Source organism: Haladaptatus sp., from assembly GCF_049589095.1.
GTDB lineage: Archaea > Halobacteriota > Halobacteria > Halobacteriales > Haladaptataceae > Haladaptatus.
In genome coordinates this window covers 1-14,188 of record NZ_JBAWAC010000540.1, presented here as the reverse complement: position 1 = coordinate 14,188, position 14,188 = coordinate 1, and the positions used below count along the sequence as shown (strand labels likewise).

The following is a 14,188-nucleotide window of genomic DNA, read 5'->3' as shown; positions in this document are numbered from 1 at the left end:
TCGATCCCGTTCCGTTCGTTCGGAACGAGTCGCCGGTGACCGTCATACTGCCGTCGGTGTGGACGGAACCGGCAGTGGACATCGAGGACTCGCTGTCGAAGGCGGCGTCCAGCGTCACGTCGGCGTTTGCCTTCTCCCCGTTCTGGACGCTATTCACGTCGAGGTCGAGGTTCGAAAGCGAATCCGGACTGTCGGCGGTGAGCGACCCGTTTCCGGTGTATCCATCGGGTGTCATCACGAGCGACATCGCCGCGTCCATGTCCGATTCGGTTTCGTCCGTGGCGAGGACGTGGACGAGACCCTTCGTCACGTTCGCCCCGAATTCGAGGCTGCTGTTGTCCGTGTTCGTGTCGTTGTACGCGAGGACCGCATCGCCGTTGTCCATCACGTAGACGGAATCGGCGGGGTCGGCCGTCGTGAGCGTTTGCTGTTGGGCGGCATGCGGTGCAGTCACCGGTGAAATCGCCGCAACAGGGGCGATTAGCACCATCAACACCAGTAACGGTGCGAGGAGGGTATACGCTGATACGTTTCGTACCATGATACTATCATGTTGTGGATGTGTTAAAACACTTCTGCTATTTGATATGGTTGCGGTACGAAAACACGGCTCTCGATGTCAGGTGTCCGCAATACTCTCAAAATCGGAATTCCCTCACCCGTTCATCCATACCAGTTTTCCCGTTCGGCCACACACGTCGAACCATGACGTGGCGCGACCTGTTCGACCGAGCGGCGCGATTCGAAACGGACATCGAGACGATTCGGAAGACGCTCGCGGAGCGACGCGATGAGTGACCCAAATCCCGCCCGCCTCGCCGTCGATGCCGACGTGTTGGTGGCGGACGTGCTCGTCGGCGGCGGTGCCCGCGAGACGATGGACATCGTCCGTGCACACTCGTGGGTCGAACTCGTCGCCAGCGACGAACTACTCGACGATGCCGAGGAAGTCATCCGCGAACTGGCCGACGACGAGTTGGCGAACGAGTGGCGAGAAAGGATCGAAGACCTGCGAATCGACGTCGAACAGACCCCCGGCGACCACCCTGCCCTCGCCAGCGCGCACGCGGGCAACGCGGCCCACATCCTCTCCTACGACGACTCCCTGCGGAGCGCGGAAACGGCAAGTGCGCTTCAGGGCCGGATTTCAGTCAGCGTGAAGCGCCCCGACGGGTTCGTGACCCTGTTCGACCCCGAGAGTCTGTACGACGTGGTGGTCGGCGGGGAGTACCCGGGACCGGACCACGATTTGCGGGGGTAACCGCAAACGTCGGAACCGACCCTCGCTACTTCTCAGCCAACCAGTCCGCGAACTTCGCTAGCGCGCGGCCGCGGTGTGAGATGGCGTTTTTCTCCTCGGTGCTCATCTCCGCGAGTGTCTTCCCTTCGTGTTCGAAGATAGGGTCGTAGCCGAATCCGCCGTCACCGCGGGGCGCGACGAGCGTGCCCGGAACCGCGCCGGAGAACGTCTCGGCGTTCTCGCCGTCGTAGTACGCGACGACACAGCGGAAGTGTGCGCGGCGATTCTCCTCCCGCTCCGCGAGCTGCCACACGCGCTCGATGCCGAGTGTGTCCTCAACGTAGGCCGAGTACGGTCCCGGAAACCCGCCGACAGAATCGATGAACAGTCCCGCGTCGTCCACGATTATCGGGTCGTCGTCGCCCGTCTCCTCGAACGCCTCGCGCGCGCCGTGGAGCGCGATTTCGGCGAGGTCGTCGCTCTGGACTTCCGTGTAGTCGTAGTCGATCTGGCGAACCTCGTCGTCCAGATACTCGCGTGCCTCCCGCACCTTTCCCTCGTTGCCGGTGACGAATCGAATCATACGCGAGAGAGGGATGTGCGGGGAAAAAGAAGCGTCGAATCAGTCGTCGTCGACGATGACTTCGACGGGTTCGTTCTCGGCTTCGGACTTGCCTTCCTTCTCGCTCTCCAAGTAGAACATCAGGCCGGCGACGGCGAGGATGACCCACGAGCGCCAGTTGGCGAGGTTGAGCGTGTAGCCGACGCCGAACGGTTTCTCGACGAGCATCCCCTCGCCGGGCTTCCAGTACGCCGAGAGCATTCGCCCGACGCTGGGGCGTTCGAAGTTGTACGGGACACCGAAGAGCGTTCCTGACGTTTCTTTGTCGGACATGTGATAGACATTGTCCGCACCTATTATAGCGTTTGGGGCATCGGATTGCAAGGCGACGGCGGGTCCGTTTCGGAGGTTGTTCGGGAGTCGGTACGGACGAAGAAGCGGATTCAAAAACGAGTTCGTTCTCACTGATACCGGCCGCGGCCTTCGATCTCACGGAGTTGGTCGAGAACGAGGTCGTCGCCGGTCTCCTCGTAGGCTGATTCGAACTCGCGCTGGAGGTCCTCCGCGTCGTCGGCGGTTCCGGCGAGGCTCTGGCTGAAGACGTGCAGATCCATCGCGTAGTCCTCCACGTCGTCCGAGTAGTAGCCCAGTCCGAAGTCGATGGCGTAGGTTCGGTCGGCCGAACACCGGAAGTTCCGCGTCGTCGGGTCGCCGTGAACGATACCCTCGCGGTGGAGCGTGCCGAGGTGACGGCCCACGTCCCGCACGCGGTCGGCGGTGAGTTCGTCGCGCAAATCCGCCTCGCCGACGTGTTCGAACTCGATGGAAAATTCGGCGAGGTCAATGTCGTAGACGACCGGCGTCGGGACGCCAGCGCGTCGGGCATCGCTCGTCAGGCGCGCTTCGAGCGTCGTGCGCTCCTTGCGAAGCGTCGCGTCGAGTTCGGGATGGCGGTAGGATTTGGGCGTCCGGCGCTTTTCGACGCGCTCGGGCCCGATGTCAACCGTCGCTTCCGCGCCGCGAACCTCGCGCTCGTCGGGGTGCCGAAGCACGTCGGGGGCTTCCGTCCCGCGCCACGACACGGCGACTTGATCCGGGCGGAAGTTCGAGTTTACCGCGGATTCGGCCACCGGAATCGTGTCCCCCGCCGCGACCATCTCCGCGCCGAGCACCGCGATCATTCCGGCGTTGTCGCTCAAAAAGCGCGGTTCCGGCGCGTAGAACTTCGCCCCGCGCTGCTCGCACATCTCGGCGAGCATCTCGCGCAGTCGAGCGTTGTTTCCGACACCGCCGCCGAGGACGAGTTCGTCCCGGCCGGTCAGCGAGAGGGCGCGCTCGGCCACCTCGGTCAGCATGGCGAAGATGTTCTCCTGCATGGAAAAACAGACGTCCGGAATCTCGTGACCGTCGTCGACGGCCTGCTTCGCCGCGCTCATGATTCCGGAAAACGAGAAATCCATTCCCTTCACGACGTACGGCATGTCGATGTACTCGCCGTCCGCGGCGGCCTGCTCGACTTTCGGCCCGCCGGGGTGTGACCACCCGACGTGGCGCGTGAACTTGTCGATGGCGTTGCCGACGCCCGTGTCCATCGTTTCCCCGAGGACGCGGTACCGGCCGTTTCGGTAGCCCAGCACGTGGGCGTTGGCACCGCTCGCATTCAGACAGACGGGCGAGTCGAACCCGGATCGTTGTCGCCCGATTTCGAGGTGGGCGACCATGTGATTCACGCCGACCAGCGGCACGTCCAACGTCTGTGAGACCGCACGGGCCGCCGTCCCGACGATACGCAGACACGGGCCGAGGCCCGGGCCGCGCGAGAAGGCGATGCCATCGATATCACCGTCAGCCTCGGAGAGTGCCGTTTCGATGACGCGCGGGATCGCCTCGCCCATGTGCTCGGCGGCTTCGCGCGGATGAATGCCGCCGCTCTCCGGTTGGTAGGCGTCGGTTTCGATAAAAACAGAATCGGTGTTCGAATCGTAGACGGACGCGCTGGCCGCCCACGCGGTACCCTCAACGCCGAGGATTCGCATTTACTTCCACTCGGTGTAGCTGCACTTGCCGCAGTGAAGCCGGTCGCCGTGGTCCGCGAGGAACGTGTCGCCACAGCGCGGGCACTGCTCGCGCTCGGTCGTGCCGTCGTCGTTGTAGAGTTCGTTTCGCGCCATTATTCAGCCTCCTCGGCTTCCGGTTCCGCCTCGCCTTCGGAGTCGGCCGTGATCTTGTTTCGTTCGAGCATGTACTCCTGCTCGACGTCACGGGCGTGTTCGGAGCTGTCGTAGACCTTCGCGTAGCCGACGGTCTTTCGCATGCCGAACTTCGTGTTCATCTCGTGAACGACGACTTCGTCCGCGTTCTTGTCGAGTTTCGCCGCGAGGCTGTCGCGCACCGAGAGGCGCGAGGGCGTTGCCTCGTCGTGAACGATCTGGAACCGCACTTCAGTCCGGTGGAGCATTGGATTTTGCTCCTGTGAGAGGATTTCGACTTCCATGTGTAACACTCAGTTATAGTGTTCTTCTCCCCGAAGCGTGTAAAAGGATTTCGAAGTGGGCGATTCCACTGGAACGCGATTACAGTGGAAGCCACGGCGAACGGAGGTCGTGATGGGTAAAATGCCACCGCTCCTCCCGTCCATTCTCGACGCGATATTCGATGACGCCGTCGAACAGCGGTTCGAGGGCCGTCACGAGTTCGTGGTCGTACGGTCGCGGCAGGACGTAGTGACCCATCCCGTTCGCGCCGCGGACTTGCCCACCGACGATGCCGAGGAACTGCCGAACGAGCGTCGGATCGTACCGGGTCAACATCGACCCGAGCGAGTCAAGGCCGAGTCGGAGTTCGCCCGGTTGAAAGTTCTTCGACCCCTCGAACGACGTTATCGTCTCCGAAATAGAACTCGTGAGCTCCCGAATCCCCGAATCGACATCGACGACCGGCGCGGAAATGTGGGGTGGTATCGACACGCCTTCGTGTGAGATGACGGTGGCGGTCTCGTCCAACGCCGTCGTCGGCAATCGTTCGTACACCACCGTCCGTGGCGTTCCCGAGAGAACGGCAACGCGAAATCGACGCTCTTCGGGGTCGCCGAACAGCTTTCGGCTTGCCGCTGAGAGCACGGAATCCGGAACGGAACCGACGAGTAGGAGGTTACACCCCTCCCGTTTCAACCGCTGGAGCGTTCGCTCGAACTCCAGCGCACGCGTCTCGTCGGTTCCACTTCTCCGCATCGTGATACAATTGTGAAACCAGCCTAATAAACTGTTTCACCTCCTGTTAGCGGCGGTCAGCGTAACCGACGAGCGAGAACAACCGCTCGACGTCGCCGTCCATGCGCGCCAACAGGTCGGCAACGTCGGTTTGTAGGTCGGACGTGACGCTCGTGAGAACCATCCCTTCGTTCGGCTGTCCGTAGACGACGCTTCCACCGACCGGCACGGCGAGCACCGCCGGAAGCGCGGCGAGGTCCTCCTCCCCGTCCACGACGAGAACGGTCGATGCGTCCGCCTCGATCGCGTCGGCGAGCGCCGTAAGGAGGTCGTCCGTGAGGACGCCGGCCGGGTTCTCCACCGGAACGCGTCGCGCGTCGTCGCTGACGGCGTCCCGGATTTCGGGGTCGACGGCGTCGCGTTTGGTGATCCCATCCACGAGCGCGACGTCCGGCGTGACGCCAGCCGATTCGAGGTGATACGTGACAACGTCTCCGACGGCGACTAGCGGTCGCTCGGCAGATTCGAGAAGCGTCTCCGCGTCGGTGAAAATCGGTCCGAGCGGTTCCTTTAGTTCTCCACGCAACGCGCGGGGAAGCGAGACGACTGTTTCTGACACGTCTCTATCTGACTTTCAGCGCGTAGCTTCCCGGCTCCGTGACTTCCATCTCCCGCCCGATTTCGCTCTCCTCGGGGTGGGCGATGGAGACGTAGCCGCTCCAGTCCTCGGTGAGGCTGGTGGAGTTACAGACGGGACAGATCTCCTCGTCCGGCTCCACGACGGCGTGGCAGTCACGGCAGGCGAGGCGATTACTCGCCATCGTTATTCGCTCTCCGTCGTCGCGTGGCGCTTCTGACGGTCTTCTTTCAGCCAGCCGTGTTTACCGAGGCCGACCTGCTTCGCCGTGAGACCGATCTTGCTCTCACGCGGGTTGCGTTCGTCGATGCTCTTGGTGACGATACGCGTGCGAACGGAGTCGCCGACGCCAAGCGTGCGGTTGGACTCGCGGGAGGCGAGCGCTTGGCCCTCCTCGTCGAACGCGAGGTATTCGTCCGAAATCTGGGAGACGTGGAGCAGGCCGTCCACCGGCCCGATACCGACGAACGCCCCGAAGTTGACGACTTCGACGACTTCGCCGTCCACGACTTCCTGCATCTGCGGGTCGAACGTCAGCGCGTCGAACTCCGCTTCGTAGTAGACGCCGGGACGGTTCGGCAGCACTGCACCTTCGCCGATGTCGTGAACTTCGGTGACGCTGACGACGCTTCCGACGTCCTCGTCCATCCGTCCTTCGAGTTTGTCCTGTAGTAACCGTTTCACCAGGTCCGGCGTAACGTCTGCGAGGAACTGGGGAGGTACTTCGACCGTGTCCTTCAATCTGGCCCGTTTATACATGCTATGGTTGAGTGATTGCGAGTTTGTTCTTCCCCCTTATATGGATTACCGATACGCCAGCGTCGAGCAGGCGTGTACGAAGGGGTGCGTCGTTCGTGACGACGAAATCGAACTCGGGTCCGAGTTCGACCAATGCGTCGTCGGCGTACGATTCCTCGTGGTCGATGGTTCGACATCGCGTCGCCAAATCGGCTCCCACACTCGCGGCGGTCGCCTCCTTGCCGTTGCCCTGTGACAGTCCGTCGAGTTCGGTGACGACGGCGCGAGGGGTGACACACTCGAACTGGCCCAATAGCCGGTCGAGTTCGTCGAACACCCTGACGCCACATTCGACGGGCATCATGAGGGCACTGGTATCCATGACGACGGTGTGAACCATCAGTTCTGGGTCGTGAGGGTTCCGATGCCGATGAGCCGCCAGCGTGCGCCGATACGGCGGTTGATGGCGATTTTCGCCCCTTCAGCCGCACAGACGGGACGCTTGAGCGAGACTTCACACTCGTCGTCGCGCGCGCTGGTGACGGCACCGACCGTCGTCGCCGTTCCGACCGTCAGCATGAGCGGTTCGCCCGTGCTGATTTCGTCCACGTTCTGCTCGTCCATGCCGACGAGGCGTTCGAGCAAATCGACTTTCATCGTGAACTGCTCCCACGTCGGCGGGAGACTGCCGGGGGTCCCCGCGACCTGTCCGGCCAGCGCGTCACCCTTGGTGAGGCTCGGGTCGAGACCCGTTCCGACGCCGAGTAGGCCGCCGGGCGTGGCTTCGTCCACCATCTCGCCACCCGCTTGGAGGGACCGAACGTCGGTCTGGATGGGTTCCCACTCCGTTTGGCCGCCTTCTTCCACTTCGCGTCCGGGACGGAGTTCGAGTTCGTCGCCCGCGTTGAGCTTTCCTTGAACGAGACTGCCGCCGAGCACGCCGCCAGTGAGACTGTCCCACGTCGTGCCGGGACGGTTGATGTCGAAACTCCGAGCGACGTACATCTGTGGGTCGTCGTTCGGGTCCTGTTCCGGCGTCGGGATCTCCTCCTCGATGGCCTGTATCAGCAGGTCGATGTTGACCTCCTGTTGAGCGCTGATCGGGACGACTGGCGCGTCCTCCGCGACCGTCCCTTCCACGAACTCCTGAATCTGTTCGTAGTTACGTCGCGCGCGGTCGGGACTGACGAGGTCGATCTTGTTCTGTGCGATGACGATGTTCTCGATGCCGATGATGTCGAGCGCCATCAGGTGCTCTTCGGTCTGGGCCTGCGGAACGTTCTCCGTGGCCGAGACGACGAGCACTGCGCCGTCCATCAGCGACGCTCCTGAGAGCATGGTCGCCATGAGCGTTTCGTGGCCGGGCGCGTCCACGAACGATACTGTTCGACTCGGTTCGCTTTCCGAACCGTCGGCGCACGTCTCGTCTACCGTGTAGCACTCCGGTGCGTCCACGCCAGGGCACTGCCTGAACGTCGCGTCTGCGTATCCGAGTCTGATAGAAATCCCACGCTTCATCTCCTCGGAGTGCTGGTCGGTCCATTCGCCGGAAAGAGCCTGCACGAGCGTTGTCTTTCCGTGGTCTACGTGGCCGACGAGTCCGATATTCACCTCCGGTTGGTTGTGTGTTCCTGTCAACGTTGACCTCCTGAAGTAATCTTGTCGTAGATTCGGCCCGAACGACTGATAAACCTACTGTTCTCGCATCGAGCGAGTTCCTGACAAGGACGTTACAAAAATGTTATTCACATAACGTTTTATCCGCTACCCGACGAAACTACCCTCATGAGCAGCGACACCGAGTTACAGGAGTGTGAGGACTGCCTTGCTCCGGCAAAAGCGTTCTCGGTCATCGCCAACGAGACGCGCCTCTCGATTCTGGAGGCGCTCTGGCAGGCCCCGGAACGACCAGTCGGCTTCTCCGAACTTCGAAAGGAGGTCGGGATGCGCGACAGCGCCCAGTTCAACTACCATCTGAAACAGTTGACCGACCACTTCGTCGTCCGAACCGACGAGGGCTACGACTTCCGCCAGGCCGGAAAGAAGGTCGTGAGCGCGGTGCTGGCGGGGTCGTTCAACGAACATCCGCATCTCGACCCCATCGAACTGGACGAGACGTGCGCCGCCTGTGGTTCCCACCTCCGAGCGACGTACGAGGAGGAGACGCTGACGGTGGCTTGTCCCGACTGCGGGAAGGCCCACGGCAACTATCCGTTCCCGCCGGGTGGTCTGAACGACCGTACCAGCGGCGAAATCATGGACGCGTTCAACCAGCGCGTGCGCCACCTCCACTGTCTCGCCGCCGACGGCGTGTGCCCGGAGTGCAACGGGAAGATGGGAACGACGGTGAAGAAGGATACGGAGAACGTCCTCGGAACGAAGGTCAGGGTGGACCACCACTGCGAGCAGTGCCATCACCAACTCCATTCCACGGTTGGACTGTCGCTTCTGGACCAGTCGCGGGTCGTCACGTTCTACAGCGACCACGGCATCGACCTCTGTACGAAGCCGTTCTGGTCGCTCTCGTGGTGTGTGGGCGATGAAACCACGACGATTCTCGGGGACGACCCGTGGCGAATCCGCGTCTCGATTTCGCTCGACGACGAGACCCTCGACGTCACCCTCGACGCCGACATGAACGTCATCGAAATCGATCAGGACTGTCCGTCGGCAACCGACGCCGAGAGCGTCGCCTGACACCGAAATTACAGGAACGCGTTTCAGTATCGGATCCTACAGAAGTGTTCTTCAGCTAACATATTTGTCGGTAGCTCCCCTTCGTTCAAACGAGGAGAGTACCATGAAGTACGAAACCACCGTCGGATTCGCCGACCCATCTCCACGAACCGCCTTCGCCCGCCGAGCCCTCGCCGCGTTGTCCGCGCTCGTGCTCGGCACCATCGTCGCACTCGCCCTCGGTCTCATCGTCGTGAACGGTGTGGCGATGGTCGGAACGGGAATTCCCGTTCTGCTCGTCGCGTGGGCGGCCAGCATCGGTCTCATCGTCCTGTTGCCGTTCCTCGTTGTGCGGGTGATTGCCAGTGTGTTTGGGGCTTTGAACGTCTGAACGATTTTTTGGCGGAATTACCATGAAATGACCATCCCGATTCTGCGACGGCAGCAATGACGAAGACGACCTCGAAATCCCACCCTGATCTAGTGGTTCCCGAACAGTTATCGCCGCTCGAACAGACCACGAAACCATGACAGCGCCAGCGGATCTGATCCTCACGAACGCGGAGGTGCACACTCTCGCGGACGACTCGGCGGGAAACGACGACACGGATGACCGACCTGAAGCGGTCGCGATCCGCGACGGGGAAATCGTTCGCGTCGATTCGGCGTACGAGGTGAACTTCCTGAACGGAGTCCAAACCGAGGTCATCGACCTCGGCGGACGCGTCCTCCTACCGGGATTCATCGACGCGCACACCCACATGCAGACCGTGGGGAGCTATCTGGTGAACGCCGACCTCTCGGACGCCGATTCGCCCGCCGACTGCGTCGACCTGCTGGCCGAGTTGGACGAGGACCGCGATTCGAGCGACCACGAGTGGGTCCTGGGCTACGGCTTCGACGAGAGCATGTGGGACGAGTCGCGCTATCTCACCCGCGACGACCTCGATTCGGTGAGCGAAACCCGTCCTGTCGCCGCGTTCCGCGAGGACCTGCACGTCGCCTCGGTCAACGGCGTGGTGCTCGACCGACTGGGCGACGAGATGCCCGAGGAAGACGTCGAGACCGAGAATGGCGAACCGACCGGCGTCATCGTGGAGGACGCGGTGAACGCCGTCTTCGAGACCATCGAACCGGATACCGAAACGACCCGTGAACTCCTGTTGGCGGCCCAGCGCGACGCCCACGAGAAGGGCGTCACCGGGGTCCACGACATGTGTCGGCAATCCCGTGCACCGGAGGTGTACCGCCGACTCGAACTGGAGGGCGACCTGACCATGCGCGTCCGCATCAACTACTGGAGCGACCACATCGAGGCCGCGGAGGAGGTCGGTCTCGTGACGAACCACGGCAGTTCGTTGGTGACGACGGGTGCGATAAAGTCGTTCACCGACGGCAGTTTCGGCGGCCGGACGGCGAAGCTCTCGAAACCGTACGCCGACGCGGAGGAGGTCGTCGATGCGGACGCCGACGACGTGACCGGCCAGTGGGTCGTCTCCCCCGAGGAACTGGACGACATCGTCACGCGGGCGGACGGTGCCGGATTTCAGGTGACGGCCCACGCCATCGGCGACGAGGCGATCGAAGCCGTGCTGGACGCCTTCGATGAGACGGGGGACGCGGGCGAGAAGCGCCACCGGGTCGAGCACGTCGAACTCGTGACGGACGAACAGATCGAGCGGTTCGCGGAGTCGGGCGTGATCGCATCCGTGCAGCCGAACTTCCTGAAATGGGCGCAACCGGGCGGCCTGTACGACGCTCGACTGGGTGAGGAGCGCCGAAAGCAGACGAACCGCTACCGCACTCTACTCGACGCGGGTGCACATCTCGCGTTCGGCAGCGACTGCATGCCCCTCGACCCGCTGCTCGGGATTCACCAAACCGTCAACGCGCCCGTCGAGGAACAGCGGCTTTCCGTGACGGAAGCGCTCCGCGCGTACACGCTCGGGGCGGCCTACGCCGGATTCGACGAGGACGACCTCGGCACCGTCGAGGTCGGCAAGAAGGCCGACTTCACCGTCCTCGACCACTCGCCATGGGAACACGCCGACGACATCGAAAACATCGACGTGGCGATGACCGTCGTGGACGGCGTCGTCGCCTTCGACGGACGGAACGATTAAGCTGTTTCCAGACAGTTCTCGATCATGTCCTTCGCCCTCCCCATCCTCTTCCCCATTCCCCTCGCCGCCGAACTCGGCGGCGTCTTCGCCCTCTTCCTTCTCTTCGCCATCGGTGGCCCGCTCGTCCTCTGGTGGCTCATCGATACGGAATCGGACCGCGAGGAGACCGAGCATCACGACTGGTCGAGCGCCGAACGCGCCGCCCGCCGCGACACGCGCGACGACAGGCGATAACGGGAACGGGACCCATTTGATACCGGGAACTGAACTCGTTTTTCGAGTCGTATTCCGCGGTGGATAGCGAACAGCACGCGCTATCAATAACCGAATGAATCGGAAATCGTATTTTGAAGAGAAAATATTTTCAATACTGGCTGTTGTTGGCTAGTGCAACCACAGGTGGACCAACGTGCCAAAAATGGAGACCGCAAACCTCGAAACCGAATTGAGTCTGTTCAAATACGATAATCTAGAACAGCTTCCATCGGAATATCGGGGGTTGAGTGAAGAAGAACGAACGGAACGTATCGAGCGGGCGCTCGATACGCTGGGCGACGACGTCGTCGTCCTCGGCCACAACTACCAACGGCGGGAGATCGTCGAACACGCGGATTTCATCGGCGATTCCTACCAACTGAGCGTGAAGGCGGCCGAGGCCGACGCGAAGTACGTCGTCTTCGGCGGCGTCACGTTCATGGCCGAATCGGCGGACATCATCACGGACGACGATCAGACCGTCATCCTGCCGTCGATGGAGGCGTCCTGTCCGATGGCCGGGATGGCCGAGGCGTTGCAGGTCGATTCCGCGTGGGCGAAAATCGAGGCGGCCGCGCCCGACGCGAACATCATCCCGATCACGTACATGAACTCCTACGCCGACTTGAAGGCGTTCTGCGCCGAGCAGGGCGGCGCGGTCTGCACCTCATCGAACGCCCACCGCGTCTTCGAATGGGCGCTGGAGCAGGGCGACAAGGTGCTCTTCCTGCCGGACAAACACCTCGGCGAGAACACGGCCCATCGTCTCGGGTTGGAGGACGAGACGGCGATGTGGAACCCGTGGGACCCCGAGGAACAGGACGCCGATGCGATCGCGGATTCGAAGATCATCCTCTGGGACGGCTACTGCCAGGTTCACGAGCGCTTCGGCGTGGAACACGTCGACCGAGTTCGCGCGGACCACCCGGACGCGAAGGTCGTCGTCCACCCCGAATGTCGCCGCGAAGTCGTGGAGGCGGCGGACGTCGTCGGCAGCACGGCGACGATCTGCGAGTCCATCGCCGAGGCCGACCCCGGCGAGACGTGGGCCATCGGGACGGAAATCCACCTCGTCAACCACCTCGAACGCTGGCATCCCGAGGTGAACGTCCTCCCGCTCTGCGGCGACGCCTGCATGGACTGCAACGCGATGCGCCAGATCGACCCGAACTACCTGACGTGGGTGCTCGAAGAACTGGTCGAAGGACGGGAACGAAACGTCATCGAAGTCGCACCGGAGGAAAAGGACCTCGCCATGCTGGCGCTGGAGAGGATGCTGGAGCTATGAGCGGGGAAGAAATCGATGTTCTCGTTATCGGAAGCGGTATCGCAGGCTGTAGCGCCGCGCTCGGCGCGGCGCGCGCGGGTGCGGAGGTGCTCGTCGCCACGAAGGCAACCCGCCCGGAAAACGCCTCGACGCACTGGGCACAGGGCGGTATCGCCGTCACCCGAGACGATCCGAAGGCGTTCCACGCCGACGTGCTGGCGGCGAGCGCGGACACGGCCGACGCCGAAGCGGTCGACGTATTGGTCGAGAACGCGAACGACGCCGTCGAGGACGTGCTCATCGATACGCTCGGCATCTCCTTCGACTCGGACGGCGAGGAGTACGATTACGGGCGGGAGGCCGCCCATTCCGAGGAGCGAATCCTCCACATCGACGCCAGCACGGGCCAGCACGTCCTCGGCCCGTTCCTCTCCCATCTCGATTCCCATCCGCGCGTGACCGTCGCGGAGGACACCGCCGCGCTCACGCTCGTGACCCACGAGGGTCGCGTTCACGGCGCGATGCTCGAACGGGATGGCGAAATTTGGCCCGTCTTCGCCGGGGCCACGTTACTCGCCACCGGCGGGGTCGGCGCACTGTACGACCACACGACGAACCCCGATTCGGCGACGGGTGACGGCATCTCCATGGCCGCGCTGGCGGGGGCGAAGACGAGGGACATGGCGTACGTGCAGTTCCATCCAACCGCATATAGCGGAGACGACCCCTTCCTCGTCAGCGAAGCCGTTCGCGGCGAGGGCGCAGTCCTCCGGAACGCCGACGGCGAGCGGTTCATGGTCGACGAACACCCGGACGCCGAACTCGCGCCGCGGGACGTGGTCGCCCGCGCGGTCCAGCGCGAACGCGACCGAACCGGCGAAGTCGTCCTCGACACGACGCCGCTTGATTTCGCGGAGACGTTTCCGGACCTCGCCGAGAAGTGCGACGAGCGCGGCGTGGACCGCGATTCGATTCCCGTCGCGCCGAGCGAGCACTTCCTCTGCGGCGGCATCGAGGTGGACGACCACGGAACGACGAGCCTCGACCGCCTGTTCGCGGTCGGGGAGTGTGCGCGGACCGGCGTTCACGGCGCGAACCGCCTCGCCTCGACCAGCCTGCTCGAAGGGTTGGTCTGGGGTCTCCGCGCGGGGGAGCGCGCGGCGGACGTTTCGACTGGCCCGGAACCGGTCGAAACCCCGGAATTGCTGAACAGCGACCCGGCGCTCCCCGCCGGGTTCGCCCGCGACAAGTTCACCCGCCTCCGGCAGGTGATGGACGAGTACGTCGGCCTCTCGCGGAATCCCGACGACCTCCGACGGGCGACCGCCGCGATTCGGCGGTTGAAAGGAGAGGTGGACGCCTACGCCAGAACCCGAACCGCACGGGACCTGTACGAACTCCGAAACGCGAGCGTCGTCGCCCTGCTCATCGCTCGGGACGCGATGAACGCCGAATCCGTCGGCTGTCACCACGTGGAGGAA

18 protein-coding genes and 1 pseudogene are annotated in these 14,188 nt (G+C 63.1%); 7 read left to right on the top strand and 12 right to left on the bottom strand.

Annotated elements, in window-relative coordinates:
* Nucleotides 1–541: pseudogene (locus WBV42_RS17095) on the bottom strand (PGF-CTERM sorting domain-containing protein); the annotation flags it as partial.
* A gap of 249 nt (nt 542–790) precedes the next feature.
* Here WBV42_RS17095 and WBV42_RS17090 point away from each other — a divergent pair.
* Nucleotides 791–1,261: a DUF7384 family protein gene (locus tag WBV42_RS17090; RefSeq protein ID WP_423987091.1), complete on the top strand. Its 471-nt coding sequence runs from the start codon at nt 791–793 to the stop codon at nt 1,259–1,261.
* Between the two features lie 25 nt (nt 1,262–1,286).
* On the opposite strand, the gene WBV42_RS17085 is transcribed toward WBV42_RS17090, so the two are convergent.
* The 11 genes from WBV42_RS17085 to WBV42_RS17035 form a co-directional block, all read right to left on the bottom strand.
* Nucleotides 1,287–1,823 carry an XTP/dITP diphosphatase gene (locus tag WBV42_RS17085; RefSeq protein WP_423987090.1) on the bottom strand — a complete coding sequence of 179 codons (537 nt, stop codon included), beginning with the start codon at nt 1,821–1,823 and terminating at the stop codon, nt 1,287–1,289.
* A gap of 39 nt (nt 1,824–1,862) precedes the next feature.
* Nucleotides 1,863–2,135: a DUF5808 domain-containing protein gene (locus WBV42_RS17080; protein WP_253225235.1), complete on the bottom strand. Its 273-nt coding sequence runs from the start codon at nt 2,133–2,135 to the stop codon at nt 1,863–1,865.
* Between the two features lie 128 nt (nt 2,136–2,263).
* Complete coding sequence (locus tag WBV42_RS17075; RefSeq protein WP_423987089.1) at nt 2,264–3,838, bottom strand: bifunctional N(6)-L-threonylcarbamoyladenine synthase/serine/threonine protein kinase; 1,575 nt, start codon at nt 3,836–3,838, stop codon at nt 2,264–2,266.
* Nucleotides 3,839–3,973, bottom strand: coding sequence for a 30S ribosomal protein S27ae (locus WBV42_RS17070; RefSeq protein ID WP_253225237.1), 135 nt, complete (start codon nt 3,971–3,973; stop codon nt 3,839–3,841).
* Nucleotides 3,973–4,296 (bottom strand): 30S ribosomal protein S24e, encoded by a 324-nt coding sequence (locus tag WBV42_RS17065; RefSeq protein WP_066140930.1) that lies wholly within the window; start codon nt 4,294–4,296, stop codon nt 3,973–3,975. The genes WBV42_RS17070 and WBV42_RS17065 overlap by 1 nt, the downstream gene beginning before the upstream one ends.
* Before the next feature lie 79 nt (nt 4,297–4,375).
* Nucleotides 4,376–5,032, bottom strand: coding sequence for a DUF7504 family protein (locus tag WBV42_RS17060; protein WP_423987088.1), 657 nt, complete (start codon nt 5,030–5,032; stop codon nt 4,376–4,378).
* 46 nt (nt 5,033–5,078) lie between these two features.
* Nucleotides 5,079–5,630: a GTP-dependent dephospho-CoA kinase family protein gene (locus WBV42_RS17055; RefSeq protein ID WP_423987087.1), complete on the bottom strand. Its 552-nt coding sequence runs from the start codon at nt 5,628–5,630 to the stop codon at nt 5,079–5,081.
* A 4-nt stretch (nt 5,631–5,634) separates the two neighbouring features.
* Nucleotides 5,635–5,832, bottom strand: a complete 198-nt coding sequence (gene spt4, locus WBV42_RS17050) for a transcription elongation factor subunit Spt4 (protein WP_066140939.1) — start codon at nt 5,830–5,832, stop codon at nt 5,635–5,637.
* A gap of 2 nt (nt 5,833–5,834) precedes the next feature.
* Nucleotides 5,835–6,407, bottom strand: coding sequence for a DNA-directed RNA polymerase (locus WBV42_RS17045; protein WP_066140942.1), 573 nt, complete (start codon nt 6,405–6,407; stop codon nt 5,835–5,837).
* 1 nt (nt 6,408) lies between these two features.
* On the bottom strand, nt 6,409–6,786 hold the full coding sequence (locus WBV42_RS17040) for a PIN domain-containing protein (RefSeq protein WP_066140944.1): 378 nt from the start codon (nt 6,784–6,786) through the stop codon (nt 6,409–6,411).
* Nucleotides 6,786–8,024: a translation initiation factor IF-2 subunit gamma gene (locus tag WBV42_RS17035; RefSeq protein WP_423987086.1), complete on the bottom strand. Its 1,239-nt coding sequence runs from the start codon at nt 8,022–8,024 to the stop codon at nt 6,786–6,788. Before WBV42_RS17035 ends, WBV42_RS17040 begins: the two co-directional genes overlap by 1 nt.
* A 147-nt stretch (nt 8,025–8,171) precedes the next feature.
* Between WBV42_RS17035 and WBV42_RS17030 the strand changes: the two genes are divergently transcribed.
* The 6 genes from WBV42_RS17030 to WBV42_RS17005 all read left to right on the top strand — a co-directional run.
* A complete protein-coding gene (locus WBV42_RS17030) occupies nt 8,172–9,083 on the top strand; it encodes a DUF7351 domain-containing protein (protein ID WP_423987085.1) in 912 nt (303 codons plus the stop codon).
* A 103-nt stretch (nt 9,084–9,186) separates the two neighbouring features.
* Nucleotides 9,187–9,453 (top strand): hypothetical protein, encoded by a 267-nt coding sequence (locus WBV42_RS17025; protein ID WP_423987084.1) that lies wholly within the window; start codon nt 9,187–9,189, stop codon nt 9,451–9,453.
* 136 nt (nt 9,454–9,589) lie between these two features.
* Nucleotides 9,590–11,185, top strand: coding sequence for an amidohydrolase (locus tag WBV42_RS17020; protein WP_423987083.1), 1,596 nt, complete (start codon nt 9,590–9,592; stop codon nt 11,183–11,185).
* A 24-nt stretch (nt 11,186–11,209) separates the two neighbouring features.
* Nucleotides 11,210–11,419, top strand: a complete 210-nt coding sequence (locus WBV42_RS17015) for a hypothetical protein (RefSeq protein WP_423987082.1) — start codon at nt 11,210–11,212, stop codon at nt 11,417–11,419.
* Nucleotides 11,420–11,594: 175 nt separating this feature from the next.
* Nucleotides 11,595–12,728, top strand: a complete 1,134-nt coding sequence (gene nadA, locus WBV42_RS17010) for a quinolinate synthase NadA (protein WP_423987081.1) — start codon at nt 11,595–11,597, stop codon at nt 12,726–12,728.
* Nucleotides 12,725–14,188: L-aspartate oxidase (locus WBV42_RS17005; protein WP_423987080.1), on the top strand; the 1,464-nt coding region annotated here is incomplete at its 3' end. The genes nadA and WBV42_RS17005, both read left to right, overlap by 4 nt.

Excerpts from the sequence above, each read along its gene's own strand:
- WBV42_RS17090 (WP_423987091.1), top strand. The coding sequence starts at position 791 with ATGAGTGACCCAAATCCCGCCCGCCTCGCCGTCGATGCCGACGTGTTG.
- WBV42_RS17085 (WP_423987090.1), bottom strand. The coding sequence starts at position 1,823 with ATGATTCGATTCGTCACCGGCAACGAGGGAAAGGTGCGGGAGGCACGC.
- WBV42_RS17080 (WP_253225235.1), bottom strand. The coding sequence starts at position 2,135 with ATGTCCGACAAAGAAACGTCAGGAACGCTCTTCGGTGTCCCGTACAAC.
- WBV42_RS17075 (WP_423987089.1), bottom strand. The coding sequence starts at position 3,838 with ATGCGAATCCTCGGCGTTGAGGGTACCGCGTGGGCGGCCAGCGCGTCC.
- WBV42_RS17070 (WP_253225237.1), bottom strand. The coding sequence starts at position 3,973 with ATGGCGCGAAACGAACTCTACAACGACGACGGCACGACCGAGCGCGAG.
- WBV42_RS17065 (WP_066140930.1), bottom strand. The coding sequence starts at position 4,296 with ATGGAAGTCGAAATCCTCTCACAGGAGCAAAATCCAATGCTCCACCGG.
- WBV42_RS17060 (WP_423987088.1), bottom strand. The coding sequence starts at position 5,032 with ATGCGGAGAAGTGGAACCGACGAGACGCGTGCGCTGGAGTTCGAGCGA.
- spt4 (WP_066140939.1), bottom strand. The coding sequence starts at position 5,832 with ATGGCGAGTAATCGCCTCGCCTGCCGTGACTGCCACGCCGTCGTGGAG.
- WBV42_RS17045 (WP_066140942.1), bottom strand. The coding sequence starts at position 6,407 with ATGTATAAACGGGCCAGATTGAAGGACACGGTCGAAGTACCTCCCCAG.
- WBV42_RS17040 (WP_066140944.1), bottom strand. The coding sequence starts at position 6,786 with ATGGTTCACACCGTCGTCATGGATACCAGTGCCCTCATGATGCCCGTC.
- WBV42_RS17030 (WP_423987085.1), top strand. The coding sequence starts at position 8,172 with ATGAGCAGCGACACCGAGTTACAGGAGTGTGAGGACTGCCTTGCTCCG.
- WBV42_RS17025 (WP_423987084.1), top strand. The coding sequence starts at position 9,187 with ATGAAGTACGAAACCACCGTCGGATTCGCCGACCCATCTCCACGAACC.
- WBV42_RS17020 (WP_423987083.1), top strand. The coding sequence starts at position 9,590 with ATGACAGCGCCAGCGGATCTGATCCTCACGAACGCGGAGGTGCACACT.
- WBV42_RS17015 (WP_423987082.1), top strand. The coding sequence starts at position 11,210 with ATGTCCTTCGCCCTCCCCATCCTCTTCCCCATTCCCCTCGCCGCCGAA.